Source organism: Desulfovibrio sp. (genome assembly GCF_019422935.1).
Lineage (GTDB): Bacteria > Desulfobacterota > Desulfovibrionia > Desulfovibrionales > Desulfovibrionaceae > Desulfovibrio.
Genome location: NZ_JAHZCJ010000002.1, coordinates 1 through 15360 on the forward strand (window position 1 = coordinate 1; position 15360 = coordinate 15360).

A 15360-nucleotide genomic window follows, 5' to 3' on the forward strand; every position below is an offset into this window, starting at 1 on the left:
CGGTTTTTCGGTTTTTCGGTTTTTCGGTTTTTCGGTTTTTCGGTTTTTCGGTTTTCTAACGTTTCACTAGCAAGCACTCCTTTCCCTGTAAAAAAATAATAGACCACTCAAAAAGGTTTGTCAATGGTCTACCGTTCAAAATTTTATACATACTTATAACATGCTTGTAATATTAAATTATTAAAATTTCACTAGCTGCAAAAAACCTAATCTACGCGAACTCCACCAGCAATCACATACCACAGACCGTCATGCCCAAGCAGAACATCCTCGCTGGCAATGCGGCCCACTTCCCTGCCCAGGGGTTCGCCCTTTTCCGTGTATGGGCCACAAGGCAGTGACACGGCCTGCCCCCTGTGCACCACGGGTTTGGGCGGCAATGCCGATGGGGGGGGGGCGGCTTTGGGCTAACTTCCCAACTGGGGATTGTATTTTGCTCTAACCCGAAAAAGGGCAGGGTAAGGCCCAGAATTTGATTCAAAAAAGCCAAGTTCTCGGGTTAGAGTGTCCGTCGACATGGCGCATTGAGCACCGTGGAATCACTTAAGCTCTGCCAACGGTACATGCCAGCGGCATGGCTTACATTACCCCGAGCCTTATTTATTTTTAGGACTAGTTTTGCTTATAAAAAAAGTTTATTTTCCTAGCCTATCAGCCCAGTCTTGAAAGCTGTGGGTCTGCGAAGTAGGCACTCATTAAGAACCTGAAGAGTGACAAAGAATTTCTGCTAGTCTGGTTCATAGCTGCAATACTAATCATCATTTTTAATTACATATTATAATCATTGTTTTCTGGAGGGTCGTAATGCTCCATCAAGAGGTATCCTTAATAAATGCTAAGATCCTTAGCAATCCATGGCCAAAATTTGTTCAATCAGTCGAGATTCAAGGTCTTCGTGGTTGGTCTGGGCAACAAGTAAGATTTCCATTTCCTGTCTGTGCAATCGCAGGAGAAAATGGAAGTGGAAAATCAACGGTTTTAAAGGCCGTGGCTTCAATTTATGACCATCCATCAGGGGACAAAACAAGGCGTTTTTTCCCTAGCGATTTTTTCCCGCAGACGGCTTGGGACAATGTTTCCGACGTCTCTCTTGTTTTTCAAATCGCTGAGGGAACCACAACAAAAACATATAAGATCGCAAAGCCATCCAAGAGGTGGCGCTTTCAGACACCAAGATTAAAAAGACATGTTGTTTGGCAAGACATTTCACGAACACTCCCCATCTCTGCGGAAGTGGGCTATGCAAAGATTGCCAATTCTGTTGCTCGTGAAATTGCATCAGACTCTCTAACTGAACCATTACGGACTTATTATTCAAACATTATGGGTAAAAGATATACCCATGCGAGTTGGGCACAATCCAATGTTGATGAAGAAAAAAAGATTGGCGTTGTTGAAATAAACGGCTCAAGATATTCACAATTCCACCAAGGTGCAGGTGAGGACACAACATTAGATCTGCTGACTCTGTTACAGGACATTCCAAATACATCTTTGGTGATTATTGATGAAATTGAAGCTTCGCTTCATCCTCGATCTCAGAGACGTTTAATGCACTTTTTGTTATGGATCGCCAGGACAAAACAAATACAAGTAATTTTAAGCACACACAGTCAGTATATTTTGTCAGAATTGCCAGACGCAGGGAGAATTTTTATTGAGAGGGGGCAAGATGGCCCAGTGATAAGCTATGGGATCACTCCAGAATATGCACTCAACAGAATGGACGATTACATTAATCCTAAAAAATTTATATTCACTGAAGATCGTGAGGCGATAGTTGCTGCAAAAGCAATTCTTTTAAAGAAAAATATCAACGTTGAGGAACTAAAATTTATTCCAGTTGGGGCATCAAACGATGTTTCATCAGCAGCGCATGCGGCATCGTGTAAGGATTTTCCAATAAATGCCGTTGGATTGCTTGATGCTGACATGCAACCAAAACACAATTGTTGCCTATTGCCTGGAACCCAGGCACCCGAAATAGAAATTTTTTCTTCACTGCTCCCCCATATTGATATTATTGCAGACAAGCTTGATAAACCAGTGCAAACCATATCTGAGGCGTTAACGCTTACGATGACTGTTGGAGACCACCATCTGTGGCCCAATTATTTTGCGGAACGCATTGGAGAATCAGCTAATTATGTGTGGGAAACTTTTTGTCGAATTTGGGCAACACACGTTCTCACAGAAATACAACGGGATGAGTTTGCCGAGCGTCTCTTGAGGGAGATTCAACCGTAAAATCGCTTATTTTTCTTTACTATTAAATGATCATACACTGATTTTATCTCATATTTCATGGGCAAAGTACCATTCTTTGGTCTATCTCCCTATAGTCATAGATTAATGTGAAGTGCTTCCGAACGCTATTTTGTTCACAATCTAGCTTCATCTTTAGGGCGCACTGGTGTTATACACTGCACCAGTCCCCGACACTCATTTTCATACACCCACAAACCGCGTTTGCCACCTGCAACCCTGTATGCTGGCAGCATCCCTTTGTGAATCAGTGCATAAAACCTTGTCTTTCCACAACCCAAAAGTTCACAAGCCTGCTGCCAGTTAAGCCGCCGACCCTTGTTTTTTGTGTCTTCCATCGTCAACTCCTGTAGTTTCCAATCATTCCAGATATGCCCTGCGCTCCACCGCGCACAGCGTCTACAGTTTTGCGTTTCTTCTCTGCCACCGGGGGCCGCGTATTGCGGACGTTGAGTATGTAGGCCAGCGCCTTGCACATAACCTCGCAGTCCCAATAGTGGTTTGCCCGCTGATGCTGATTCACCCACGCATGTTTTTGATCGTCATAGGCCTCGGCGCACATTTCGCGGGCGTATTCTTCCAGCTCACGTTTCTCGTTGCTGTGCAGGTGAAAGGCGCCTGGGTCATTGGGGTTGATGCTGAGCTTGCCGGACAGATCATCCTTGAAAAACGTGGTGTCGCAGCGCCACAGATTGATGCCGCCCGGTATGCGGAGTTTTTCGCCCTTCTGCCCTGGGTAATATTCCTGCGGCGTGGGGGTGTAGGGCTGTGTCATGGACTGCACACCCTGCCACGGATACACGCGGCCACGATGCCGCACAGCATAACGGTAAATCTCTGCCGTGCGCCCGCCCATGGCGTCCATCATGCAGGCTCGCACCATGTATTCGCGACCGTCCACATCCAGATAGCGGGTCCCCCACATGATTTCGTCTATGGCCGACAGGGTTTCTGCCACACCAGACTGCACGAGCCAGCTTTCCTCCTGATCTCCAAAGCCGAAAGCGCGAATCACATAACGGAAGTGGCTCTGCTGCGTGTCCACGCTGGATAGCAGCATTGACACGCGCGGCTTGCCGTCCACAAAGCCGGGGACCTTGCCTCGCGGGCGGTCATCGCAAAGGGTCAGAATTGCATCCTCGCTGCGGGCGGCGTGCTCCACCACCCAAGGCAAGGCCTTGTACTGGTTTTGCAGCTTTTTCAGTTCGTCCGTGTTGCCTGTCTGCGTGTATTTGAGCGCCTGACGTGCCACATCGGAGAGACTGACGAAAAAAGAGATCCACGCGGGGATGTGGAACCCGACCTTTGTGGGGCGGGCCGAGGCAAGGTAGGACGGCAGGTCAAGACCACTATCACGCTCGCGCCATTCGCCGCCACGCACGGCCCTATCCCTGTCGTTGTCGTCCCACACCGTGCCGCAATGTTCGCAGGGGTAGGTGGCAAGGCGCTGCGCAAGCACGGCTTCGGCATCCGGTTCAGCGTCCGTATCCTTGCCGGGCCATGTGATGCGCTCAAACTGCATGAGTTGGTACATGCCACAGTGCGGGCAGCGCACCCAATAATCCAGCCGCCCCTGTGCCTCCTCGGTAAAGGCGCGCCAGATTGCGCCCTCTGGCGTGGTGGGCGTGCTGACCTTCATGACGTGAGAGCGCCCGCGCCTGCGCCAAGTCGTGACGCGCATTTCTGCCAGCGCCTCGGATGTGGCCTCGTTCTTGGGGTCTTTGTACTTGTCCAGCTCGTCAAGAATGAGCACCCGGATGGGCTTGTTGCCCAGGCGCGAAACCGAACCAGACCAGCCAAGGTAAATGGGCATGTGCATGAGGTTGATGCGCAGGCTGCTTGCATCGTCACCGTAGCCGGTCATGTACTCGCGCAGGCGTGGAGAAGCCTGAATCATGGGGATAATACGGTCTTTGGCGTTCTCGCGCGCGGTGAGTTCGTCAGGGTAGACGTACATGACCGGGCCGGGGCTTCGGTCTATGCAGTAGCCCACGAAGTTGTGGCCTGCCTCTGAGCCACCAGTTTGCGGGCTTTTGCACACAATGGCAGTTTCCACGCCGGGGTGAGCCATTGTGTCCATGATGCCCACAAGGTAGGGCGTAAACAGGTTGTGCCAGCGACCGGGGATGGCCGACATTTCAACCATGCGGTATTTTTCGGCCCACTGGCTCACGGGTATGGGCCTGCGCCGCCGCATGACCTGCTGCTCGCCACGCGAAAAAGCAAAATTGATCTTGCCACCATTCTGCGTGAGGCCGTTGACAGCCTCGCGCAAGAATGGAGGAAACCATGCTGGAATGGCCGTGCTGATGTGCTTGCGGCTTTCAACTGGCGGCAAAGGCAGCAGGGTTGCTTGGCTCATTGATCTAAACTCCAGATGCAAAAGATTGGTTAGTGCTCTTGCCCCAATTCATCAATTGAAGTTGCACTTTCGGCGTCCGGCAGCACTTCCACACTTATTTCCATTTCGCGGCTGTATTCGCTCATGGCTTCATCAAGCACGGCCTCAAGCCGCGCCACAAAAGCAAGGCTTTTCTTTGGATTGCCTTCAACAGTTGCAATAAGATCAAGGGCATGGGCCTCAAAGGCCGTCTTGATGCTGGCGGCAAGGGTCAGCGCGCGGCCTGCCAGCTCGGCATGCACAGCCTCGCGGGAAATGAAGAGGCCTTTCTTAATGCTCAGGTTGAACTCTTCCTTACCCGCCTGAGCTTCTGCCCGCCGAATATCGGCCTCTTCTTTGCGCCGCAGACGGTCTGCCGCCTGTTCGGCCACCGTGTCTGACGTGCCCATTGTGGGCAGGGACGCCATGTAACGGTCAACCTTGCGGCGGCTGAATGTGCCGTCTGCCTGCTTTTGCAGGCGGCCCACCTGAATATCTTCATAGAGCTTTGTTTTCTTGAGCTTGCGCCCGTTTTCTTCAACATACGCAAGCACTTCACGGGCGTTTTTGAAACTTTTTGCTGCATCCATACGAGCCTCCAGCAGTTTGGAGGCACGTTCCATCGCAGCGAGATTTGCCGAAGAAGGGTCTGATAGTGTTGCCCGCTTGGCGCTTTCCTTGGCGCTCAAAAGCACCTGTATGTCGGTTTGCGCACTGCGTTGCAGCAGCTCGTCAAGATTCTTTTCGTCAGGCATAAAATCCTCGTCACGTTGAAGGCGTGGGCATCACGCCGGCCACCGAATGGCCCCTCCGTTGATTTTTCACACTGGAGGGGATAGGCTTCGCTCGCCAAGAGGGGGGCCTATCCCCTTCCTGTCAGGGAGTGATCGGGCGGCTACCCGATCGCTCCCGCCTCAATCAGCCCAGCAAACTGCCCTGTTTCGGGCTTGTATCCACCCACTCCGGCACAATTTCGCCAAGCTGTTCCTGTATGTAAGCCGCCAACACTCGCCTGTGGCATTCTTCCGGATTACTCTCGAAGCAGCACAGGATGGCGTCTGGCGTTTCGGCCTCAATCTGCCGCAGGTAATCTGCCAAAACTGATGCCGCAGAAAACCTCTGCACCAAGTCCGCCCGAAAAGAGCCTTGCCAGTCTTCCGCCCATGGGTTGGACGGCACAAAGAGCTTGGCCACAGGCCCGTGCCAGAACGGCGCCCGCTTGGCTATGCAGACGCGGCGGGATTTTGGCGATTTTCCTGAAAAATAAGACGTTGTAATCATTGCACTCCCCTAAAACGGGACTTCATCAACACTCGCGGGCCGCAGGGCGGCGAGGCGTTCTTCAAGCAATTGGTCGCAAAGCTGGCTCACCTTTGGGCCTCGCGGCGTGTAGGCCAGCAGGTAATCAATCAGGTCTGACGTGGTTTCAAAGCCGTAGCGCTCTGCTACAAGGTCGATGGGGCAGGCGGTGCCGCTGCGTACCAACAGGTTGGGCATGATACGGATAAGTTCCGTCACCACTTCCCTGCCGTGCTCCTCTACCGCAGGGCTGAGCCGGATGCGGCCATACCAGATTTCGTCATAGACGGCGTACTGTTGCTGCACCACGTCCCGCGCCAGTGCGCGGCATTCCCGCTCAATTTTTCGCAATTCCTTTGCACTCAATCCGTTTTGCATATTGGCTCCGCTTGACTTTGCGCAGGCGCGGAGCCAACCTGTATTACTCGGTTGGTCGGTCAGCTCCGGCCCTGATTACTGGCGGCTGGTGACACAGCCGCCTTTTTATTTTTCTATGCCGGGCAGGCAGAGCTGCCCGCGCGTGACCTTTTGCAGCATTTCCACCCCCGGCAGCACAAACTGGTTGCCGATGCCAGACCGCCAGCGGGTATGCACCCGCTGTTCTTCCAGCCAGACCAGATGCAGGGCCACGGGAAAATACAGAAATGCCGTGCCGCCGAACCGCTCTGCGCCCTGCCGCGCCAGAGTCCATGCGCCAACCATGATGCGGGAGAGCCGCGTGCGAAATATTTGCCTCATGCTGCACTCTTTTTTGTAAGTGTTTGACATGACTAAATATTAGCATTATACCCCCTAAATTCAATAGTTTTTGCAAGTTTTTCAGCTACTTATGATATTTTCTCTGCCACAGGGCGAACCTTTCTGCAAGGCTGCCCTCAAATTTTGCGTAATAATTCAGCGAGTATTGCTGGCTTTTTTTGTCCTGCTTGCGGCTGTAAAGCTCAAAAACACCACGGTATTTCATACTCGCAGGGCCGCGAGAAAAGGCGGTTGTGATTACCCAGCCCAAACGGAAATTGAGCTTGGCGTTGAGCCACTGGCGCACGTCATTGCTGGACAGGAGCATGAGCACCAGCTTGGCAAGGCGATTCTCGCAATCTGAGGGCACGGCCAGATCGCACATGAGGTACAGGGTATCTGCGCCGTCCGGGTTTTCGGGCAGCTTCCACTGTGAGAGGCTGGACTTCATGAAATCGGCCTTGCCGATGATCTTGCCGTCCAGTGTCAGAGCCAGGCAGGCATCCACGCCGCCGTCGTACCAGTCGATACGGCGGGCGAGATACAGCTCATTCAGGCGCAGGGATTGCGCGCGCTTGATAGGGGCGAAACCGGGCAGCTCCGTGCCAATAATGCGGTCAGCAGGCGACCAGATGGGGCCGACAGGCATGGTTTTGACGTGCGACCGCACAACAACCTTGTGCGCATGACGGGCCACGATGTAGGTGGTGCGGCCACGCCCACGCGGCAGTACGGCGCTGGGCTTGCCAAGGATGGCGTAGACTTCGGGCAAATCCTTTTCCAACACAACGTAATAAGCATCAAACCGCGCAATCTGCTCATACAGCTCAAGGCTTTTATCCGTCATTTCGCGGTAGGCAGGCGGCTGCCAGCTCACAGTTGCGCGGAGCAGAGCTTCAAGTCGCTCGTAGCCCGCCTTGTAGGTGGGAGGGAATGCGAAAACGGTCTGATTGCCGTTGTGCTCCTCAAGCAGGTCGAAACCGTCCCGCGCCTGATACTCCACCTCGCCAATGTGGGCTTTATAGCGCTCAAGGTTAGAGCAGGTTTTATCCATCAGGGAATCCCACGCGCGGCGATGCTGCTCTATGTTGCGCAACTGGAAGGCATTCTTGCCCTGCCAGACCTCGCGCAGATCCATGAGCAGGCTGATAGACGCGGCTTTCTCTATGCCGCTGCCAGTGCGCAGCAGCCCGCGCAGTTGCTCCGGGCAATCAGGTTGCTCGTGCAGTTCCAGATCCCAGCCTGAAAGATAAGCTCCGAGGGCCGAGGTATAGATGGTTACATCGCAAGCCTTGATGGGGCCGGTATAGCCGCCACTGCGCAAGACGGAGGGCACGGTAAAGTTGCCAGCCCCCACGATAAGCGGCGACAGCGTGACCGATTGGGCATATTCGGCCAGCACCTTGCGGACAGATGCGCTGACAGCGCCGATAAAGCTCATGCCTGTTCCCCGGCTTCGCTCGCGAGCTGGACTTCGCACAGCTCGACCATTTTGAGCAGAGCCAAGCTGCTGTTACGGATGTCAAACTTGAGCTTCACGCCTTCAAGGGCGCTGTAAAAGCGGTCAAACCCTGCCAGCGGGGCCAGCAGTACCTCATCATGCGCGAGGCCGGAAAGCTGCTCGACTACCTCGTGAAAGTGCTCAAGCTCCTCATCGACAAAGGCCAGAGCTATGGTGCGGGTATAAACCTGCGGGGTCGCGAAACCCACGAGGTCGATTTTGTCCAGCTTGCGGGTCTGTTCTTCGGACAAGCCCGCATAAAGCTTGGCTTCGATGTCGTCGATTTCGGCCCATAGCTGGGAGAGGATGGTCTGATCATCATGCCCGGCGAGGGCGTTGTGGGAAAGCTGGATTGCAATGCGCTTGGCCTTGCTCAACTCGCACTCAATGACCATCACCAAAATGTGCTGCACGCCCGCCTCGACAGCCGCCTGCACCCGGTGATTACCAGAGAGGACTTCCAGACTCCCATCAGGTTGCCGCCAGCACAGGGGTACGCTGGACAAACGGCCATCTTGCCGCACATTGGAGGTAAGCTGCTGAAACGTGCCCTTGTCCAACACGCGGGCGTTTTTTGTGAGCAGCTTGAGTTCGCCCGGAGCAACGGCCAGCAGCCGGAAGTCATCGCCGTACAACTGTGTGCTAAGGGTAGTGAGATTGGCGTTCATCGCTTGCAAATCGTTCATCATGCGTCCCCGTCTATGAAGAGAAAGTTGCGTGAGGAAATGACCTCTTCCGGGTGGTCACGCAGCCACATGGGAAGAAATTTTGACGCCCGTTCCAAGCCTCGCAGTTCAAGAAGCGCAGCATGCAAGGGGGCTGTGAGCTGGCAGCCACGCCTGAGGCCGAAGCCTTGACGCTGATCGCCATTTGAGAACCTGACGTACACAATCTGCGGATATGGCTGCCACGCCAGTGCAGCGCGGCCAACATTCACGGGGATTAACCCCAACGGCAAATACCCTTTGAGCATTGCGGAGAGGCTCTGCTGCGCCTGCTCGTCCAGAGCTTCCGCAGTGCCGCCCTCGGCGTCCCACGGATGCGGCGTATCTGCTGCGGACTCCGCCTCTTTTGCGCTGGCCGGTTCAGAAGTGGCAACTTCCTTATTTTCGGGGGTACAGGCTGTTGGGCTTGCCCCGCCCCCCCCACAGTCCAAACCAGACGAAAATGAGTCCATATGTCCACATTCTGCGGGCGCTTGGAGGTCAGACGCATGTTGTGCTATGCTGCCCCCGTGCTGGTCTGTGCACTGGACTGGCAGAGTGACCGAGGGTGGCAAGGCTGCGGCTATCCACTGGCGCAAGTCGGCCCCCTGGGCAAAAGCATCGCCCGGGTCTTTGCCAATGGGGGTGGGCCAGCGGCGCGCCGTGCTGGGGAAGGTTTTGGTCCACCACTCTAAAGCCTCAGCACCCGCTGCGTCATAATCCAGCGCCAGCAACAGGCGGCTGGCTGACAGCAACAGCGGATAGGCCACAGAATCCGGCTTGATGCGGTTTGAGCGCAGGGCAATGGCCCCCACCACACCGCCGCTCAGGGCATGGATGAGCATGGCGTCAAGCTCGGCCTCAACCACGAAATATACAGCCAGCTCTGGCGGAAGGCTGGATTTGAGGAGATACGGCCCACGGCAGGAACCCTCTAGCGCCAGATATTTGGCCTTGGTTGTAACTGTGCCATCGGGCAGCGTGTGGGTGTAATCAGGCTTGGGCCTACGGATGCGGGCGGCAATGACCCGGCCCGCTGCGTCAAACGTGGGGATGATGATGCCGCGCGGTATGAGCATGCGGGTTTTCGTCTTGCCGCTGTCGTCAATCTTTGGTTCCAGCCCGAGCACAGAGCGGAGCCGGATGCGACCGGGGATGCGGTCATTTTCAGCGGTGAGCAGGCCGAGCTTGAAGGCTTCAATTTCTTTCAGCCCGATACCGCGCGCGGAAAGCCATTTGCTGCCGCCTAACCCCATGAGATAGCTGTGCGCTTCTGTAACCAGCTTGCTTGCGTATTCCGTCCATTTGTCGCACGGAAGCTCCCACATGGTGGGCTTAAAGGTGCTGCGCACGGGTTCTTTGGGCGCTGATCGGCGCCATGTACGCTCGCTGGCCTTGACCTCTATGCCCAGCTCGGCGCAGGCATCCTTGAAGCCCATACCCTCACACTTGGTCAGGTAGGAAATGGAATCCCCACCCTCGCCGCAACGGCGGCACCACCAGATGCCGGGAATGTCATGCTCTATGCAAATCGGGCCGCGCTTGTGGCTACCTGATTCGCGGCGGTCAGGCCAGATCATGAAACGGTCAGACTTGCCAGCCTCGCCGCCGCAAAGGGGGCATGGGCCATTAAACCCACCGCCGCCCTGCCTGCGCACATCACGCTGGCCAGAGAAACGAGTGCGATAAAATTCAAGTATTCCGCTCATTGTGTCCGACACTCTTACTTTTTCTTTTTTATAATTATTTAAATTTATTTATATTTTTAAATATGGACATAAGGACAGAACATATACGGTTCTTTATACGTGCAGCGCATGAGCGCACATTGCGCATGGAAGACATAAAGTGTTGTGTCCTTGTGTCCATATTCACCCCATGCCTTTAAATATCAGCATGTTGTAGATAAACTTTGCACGGGCAAGCATGGACAAAACTAGTAATCCTTGCCGCCTGCATCACGCAGGGCATCAATTGCCTCAACCTTGAGGGATACGCCTAAACGCCAGCTTCCATTGCTGCGCTTCACTGGGATTTCTTTTTTATTCAGCAGTATGCCAAAAGTGCGCGCCTGAATGGCTTTTGCCCCCCTGTACAACTGATACCAGAGGCAAAAAGCCTTATGCAGTTCGCTGGCTTCTATTTTCGTTTTGTAGCGCGAAGTGTCTTCCTGCTTGTCTTCGATGATGCACCACTCGTTAAGGAATACGCCCACATCATCCCAAGACTCACGTTGCTCGTTTGTCCATTGCTTTATTTTCTCTGGCACGAGAAGACGGCCATCCTTGAGCACTTGCAGCCCACCTTTGACCATGCGGGCAAGCACCCCCTTGGCCTCAGCTTGCAGCTTTTCATCAAGATTTTTGTCGGCCTCTCGCTCGTAGCTCTCTTTGGGTTCATCAACGAACGATAGCGGCCACTTGAGAATCTGTGTACGGCACCAGAAAGCTGCGTCGTCTGCCTTGGCTGACGGCAACTCGTTTGTGGTCATGATTGGCGTGTGGGTCTGCTCCCAGGTGGTCATGGCTTTGTCTTGCAGCCCGCGCGCGGTGATGAAGCCGCCACCCGTTAGCTTCTTGAGTTTGGACAAGGCGAACTTTTGCCCGCCCTCAGCCTCATTGATCCACGCAATGCACATGCCCCTGAGCATGAGCACGTCTGGCGATGGCGCTGACGAATTGCGCACCTGAGAAGTTTGCAGGAACATTTCCACCGGAACGTCCCCTGATAATTCGCCGCCCAAGACATGGGTGATAAGCTTGATGAGCGTATCCTTGCCGTTGCGGCCATGCTCACCGTGGAAGATCACAAAGACATGATCTCGCCGCTTGGTAATCAGCGCGGAGCCGAGCAGCCGCCAGATGTACTCCACAAGCTCCTGATCGCCGTCCATCGAGGCCAGCAAATAGGCGTCCACGGCTGGACACGGCGAGGACTCTTGCCGGATCAGCTCCGGGTCATACTCCGTGGCGATAGAGTGCAGCAGAAAGTCTTCAGGGTTGCCGGGAAGCAGGTCGCCAGTACGCAGGTCAATCACGCCATTGGGGCAGGCCTTGAGGTAATGCTTCTTGTCCAGCAGTTTCGGCAGCACGGTCAGTGGGTTCTCTACCCGGCGCAGCATAAGCAGTATGTTGTCTTGTCCATTTTTATCGCGGAGCAAGGCAACACGCCTTTTTGCCATGTCTGCTACGGCTTCAATTGCGGAGCGTTCATCTTTGTCAGTCGCTTCTGCTGCTTCCGCCCGCTTATTCTTCTCAAGTCGGAGATACAGGGCGCAAACGTCTTCGACTTTGCTGAATGCCCGGTCATAGTGGTCTTCTGCCCAGTGATGACCAACCCAAACAAGAAACCGCTCCCAGTATTTTACGTACACCACGGTTCCACGGTGTAGGCGGCAATACAGCTTCGCATCGCCGATACGGTTCTCGTTGAGGTAGCCCAGCAGCTCGGAATCTGAAATTTCCAGTTGGCGCACGGCTACAGGTTTGCGGTTTTCTGCTGCTTCTTTTTGTGCAGCTTCCTGACGCAATTTTTCCTCTTCCTGCCGCACTCGTTCTGCGACCTGAGCGGCCACATCCTTGGCATCATTAACGGCCATAATGTAACCACCTGAAATTATAGCAAATTATTTTTTTATAGGGCGCGAGAAAAGTTTCCTCAGGTTTCCGTTTTTCCGCGACTTTTTTTCCGTGAATCGCGACCGAAAGCTGAGGGTGCGCCACCGTTGGGGCCTGTGGCTTGGGGGAGTACCTTAACGCTCTAGCGGCAGACTGACGGCTCAGGGGCGCGCATTGGGCATTCTTGGCGGGCCGTATAGCTAGGGGGGACAGGGGGGCGCACCCCGCCAGAGGAGGCAGGAGCGAGGGCAATAATGGAGGGGGAACTTGCGCGTTGCGCGATATCTGCGTCGCACCAGCGTCGCACGAAAAAAAGGCACCACCGTCAGAAAGACGGCAATGCCTTGATATATTTGGTCGGAGCGAAAGGATTCGAACCTTCGACCCCCTGCTCCCAAAGCAGGTGCGCTACCAGGCTGCGCCACGCTCCGAAAAAAAACCCGCGCCGTTGCGGCGCGGGAAAATTGTGGGGCGAAAGATGGGACTTGAACCCACGGCCACCTGGGCCACAACCAGGTGCTCTACCTACTGAGCTACTTCCGCCACGGGAAAATTCTTATAAGCAGGTTATTTTAGTTTGGCAAGCATTTTTTCCACGCAGCTCCATCTGGATTTTATCTAGAAAAGTAACTACACTTGCTTCCGCGACTTGGCTTTGTGCAAAAATCCGCCAGCCAAGCCGTTTGCCCGCCTCGCAAGCCTAGCTATTGCGCCTGTAATTCAGGCTCTAAGGGCACATCAGGCGTCAAACATTTTTTCGGGGACACTCATGGACAAACTGGTTATTGAAGGCGGTGTTCCGCTTACTGGCGGCATTGAGGTCAGCGGCTCCAAAAATGCGGCCCTGCCCATTCTTTTTGCCTGCATTCTTCTGTCAGAGCCGGTCACAATCACCAATGTGCCCAATCTGCGCGATATACATACCACAATCAAGCTCCTGAACATGTTGGGCTGCACCTGCGAATACAACGATCATCGGGTACAGGTGCAGCCCGGCAATTTACTGCCGGAAGCTCCATATGACCTGGTGCGCACCATGCGCGCCTCTGTTCTGTGCCTTGGCCCGCTGCTGGCCCGCATAGGTCAGGCGCGTGTGGCCCTGCCCGGCGGCTGCGCCATTGGGGCGCGCCCCGTAGACCAGCACCTCAAGGGTCTGGAGCAGATGGGCGCCAGCTTTCAGCTTGAAGAAGGCTATATCATTGGTCGTTGCCGCCAGCTCAAGGGCGCGCACATATCTTTTGACATGCCCACAGTGGGCGGCACGGAAAACCTGCTCATGGCCGCGGCTCTTGCAGATGGCGAGACCGTGCTTGAAAACGCCGCCCGTGAGCCAGAAATTGTTGACCTCGCAAACTTTTTGCGGGCATGCGGCGCAAAAATCGAAGGGCACGGCACGTCCGTTATCCGCATTCAGGGCGTTACCTCCCTGCACGATGGGGAATACCCCGTCATGCCCGACCGCATTGAGGCGGGAACCTTCCTCGTGGCCGCGGGCATTACCGGCGGCGAGCTGATGCTGCGCAACTGTCCTTTCAAGGATCTTGAAGCCGTCATTCTCAAACTGCGCAGCATGGGCATGGAGATCACCCACACCCCTGAGGGCGTGCTGGCGCGGTGTGCTGGCCCCCTGCGCGGCACGGATGTGAAAACCCAGCCCTACCCCGGCTTTCCCACAGACATGCAGGCCCAGCTCATGGCGCTCATGTGCCTTGCCGAAGGGGCCAGCGTTGTGGAAGAAAGCATTTTTGAAAACCGATTCATGCACGTGCTTGAGCTCATGCGCATGGGCGCGCAGATCAAGGTCTCCGGCCACACGGCCATGGTGCGCGGCGTGCAGAAGCTCACTGGCGCGCCAGTGATGGCCTCCGATCTCCGCGCCAGCGCTTCGCTGGTTTTGGCAGGCCTGGCGGCCAAGGGCGTTACCGAAGTGCGACGCATCTACCACCTCGACCGCGGCTATGAGAGCATCGAGCACAAGCTGAACGCCGTTGGGGCGCGCATCCGCCGCGAAAAAGAATAAAAAACTCCGCTCCTTTTGCAGGCAGCCTCCATGGCGCGCCCGCAAAGGCGAGTTGATCGACTACGTTATGACGCTTCGCCCGCAACGCGGGTTTCAGGAGGATTCCATGAAACGACTGGCGCTTCTACTGCTGCTGCTTTGCGTCACCCTGCTCAATGGCTGCGCATACACCGGCTATTCCATCTATGACGACCAGCGCCTGATGGGCACCATGTCGGACGACAAGGAACTCTCTGCCAAAATCAAGACGGCGCTGCTTGACGAAAGCTTCTCTGGCGGCTGGTCTGTTGCGGTATACAGTTTTTACGGGCATGTCTTCCTTGTGGGTGAAATACCCGACACCATGCAGGGCAAGGCTGTGACCATAGCCAACCGCTACAAACCCCGCTCGGTCACGACCCACTGGTTCACCCCCGCCACCAGTGACTCCAGCAACTTTGTGCTGGCCACCAAGCTGCGCAAAGACCTTATTGCCACCAAGGGGCTCTCTTCCACCCGCATAGATACGGAAGTGAACTCCGGGCGTGTGGTGCTGCTTGGCGTGGTAAGGGATGATGCGGAAAAGCAGCTCGCCATCCAGGCCGCACGCGGGGTTGGTGGCGTGACAGGCGTAACAAGCTACCTCATGTTTCCCCAAAAGGCGGGCCAGCTTGATAATATGCAGCCAGAACACGCCACCGGCGTGAGCCCCATGGACGGCAGCATGGAACCCTCCGGCAGCCCGAGCAGTACCCCGGTTTCCAGCGGCGCAAACAGCTCTGGCGGTTCAGGCGATGTGGAGTCACGCGAGCTGCCGTAGACCGCTGCAAAAAACTGATAATTCCAACACTCGTGGC

14 protein-coding genes and 2 tRNA genes are annotated in these 15360 nt (G+C 54.9%); 3 read left to right on the top strand and 13 right to left on the bottom strand.

Features of this window, described 5'->3' with window-relative positions; all coding sequences use genetic code 11:
• Positions 1 to 206: 206 nt before the first annotated feature.
• Positions 207 to 344: a hypothetical protein gene (locus QZ383_RS03075; RefSeq protein WP_291442936.1), complete on the bottom strand. Its 138-nt coding sequence runs from the start codon at positions 342 to 344 to the stop codon at positions 207 to 209.
• 460 nt (positions 345 to 804) lie between these two features.
• Between QZ383_RS03075 and QZ383_RS03080 the strand changes: the two genes are divergently transcribed.
• The gene (locus QZ383_RS03080) at positions 805 to 2247 is read left to right on the top strand and encodes an AAA family ATPase (RefSeq protein ID WP_291442938.1); all 1443 of its coding nucleotides are present in this window, start codon (positions 805 to 807) and stop codon (positions 2245 to 2247) included.
• 134 nt (positions 2248 to 2381) lie between these two features.
• On the opposite strand, the gene QZ383_RS03085 is transcribed toward QZ383_RS03080, so the two are convergent.
• The 12 genes from QZ383_RS03085 to QZ383_RS03140 all read right to left on the bottom strand — a co-directional run bounded on the left by QZ383_RS03085 (position 2382) and on the right by QZ383_RS03140 (position 13047).
• Positions 2382 to 2603: an excisionase family DNA-binding protein gene (locus QZ383_RS03085; RefSeq protein WP_291442940.1), complete on the bottom strand. Its 222-nt coding sequence runs from the start codon at positions 2601 to 2603 to the stop codon at positions 2382 to 2384.
• Between the two features lie 2 nt (positions 2604 to 2605).
• The gene (locus QZ383_RS03090; RefSeq protein ID WP_291442942.1) at positions 2606 to 4627 is read right to left on the bottom strand and encodes a terminase gpA endonuclease subunit; all 2022 of its coding nucleotides are present in this window, start codon (positions 4625 to 4627) and stop codon (positions 2606 to 2608) included.
• A 29-nt stretch (positions 4628 to 4656) separates the two neighbouring features.
• Positions 4657 to 5400 (bottom strand): hypothetical protein, encoded by a 744-nt coding sequence (locus QZ383_RS03095; protein WP_291442944.1) that lies wholly within the window; start codon positions 5398 to 5400, stop codon positions 4657 to 4659.
• Positions 5401 to 5563: 163 nt separating this feature from the next.
• Positions 5564 to 5926, bottom strand: a complete 363-nt coding sequence (locus QZ383_RS03100; RefSeq protein ID WP_291442946.1) for a DUF488 family protein — start codon at positions 5924 to 5926, stop codon at positions 5564 to 5566.
• 9 nt (positions 5927 to 5935) lie between these two features.
• Complete coding sequence (locus QZ383_RS03105) at positions 5936 to 6322, bottom strand: iron receptor (RefSeq protein ID WP_291442948.1); 387 nt, start codon at positions 6320 to 6322, stop codon at positions 5936 to 5938.
• A gap of 105 nt (positions 6323 to 6427) precedes the next feature.
• A complete protein-coding gene (locus QZ383_RS03110; protein ID WP_291442950.1) occupies positions 6428 to 6682 on the bottom strand; it encodes an alanyl-tRNA synthetase in 255 nt (84 codons plus the stop codon).
• An 85-nt stretch (positions 6683 to 6767) separates the two neighbouring features.
• Positions 6768 to 8123 (bottom strand): hypothetical protein, encoded by a 1356-nt coding sequence (locus QZ383_RS03115; protein WP_291442952.1) that lies wholly within the window; start codon positions 8121 to 8123, stop codon positions 6768 to 6770.
• Positions 8120 to 8869, bottom strand: a complete 750-nt coding sequence (locus tag QZ383_RS03120) for a ParB N-terminal domain-containing protein (protein ID WP_291442954.1) — start codon at positions 8867 to 8869, stop codon at positions 8120 to 8122. Before QZ383_RS03120 ends, QZ383_RS03115 begins: the two co-directional genes overlap by 4 nt.
• A complete protein-coding gene (locus QZ383_RS03125) occupies positions 8869 to 10596 on the bottom strand; it encodes a hypothetical protein (RefSeq protein WP_291442956.1) in 1728 nt (575 codons plus the stop codon). Before QZ383_RS03125 ends, QZ383_RS03120 begins: the two co-directional genes overlap by 1 nt.
• A 227-nt stretch (positions 10597 to 10823) precedes the next feature.
• Entirely contained in the window at positions 10824 to 12485 is a 1662-nt protein-coding gene (locus QZ383_RS03130; RefSeq protein WP_291442958.1) for a phage/plasmid primase, P4 family, read from the bottom strand.
• A 373-nt stretch (positions 12486 to 12858) separates the two neighbouring features.
• Positions 12859 to 12935: transfer RNA gene (locus QZ383_RS03135), tRNA-Pro, on the bottom strand.
• Between the two features lie 36 nt (positions 12936 to 12971).
• Positions 12972 to 13047 (bottom strand) — tRNA-His (locus QZ383_RS03140).
• Between the two features lie 226 nt (positions 13048 to 13273).
• Between QZ383_RS03140 and murA the strand changes: the two genes are divergently transcribed.
• Complete coding sequence (gene murA / locus QZ383_RS03145) at positions 13274 to 14524, top strand: UDP-N-acetylglucosamine 1-carboxyvinyltransferase (protein ID WP_291442959.1); 1251 nt, start codon at positions 13274 to 13276, stop codon at positions 14522 to 14524.
• A gap of 106 nt (positions 14525 to 14630) precedes the next feature.
• Positions 14631 to 15323: a BON domain-containing protein gene (locus QZ383_RS03150; protein ID WP_291442961.1), complete on the top strand. Its 693-nt coding sequence runs from the start codon at positions 14631 to 14633 to the stop codon at positions 15321 to 15323.
• Positions 15324 to 15360: the final 37 nt, after the last annotated feature.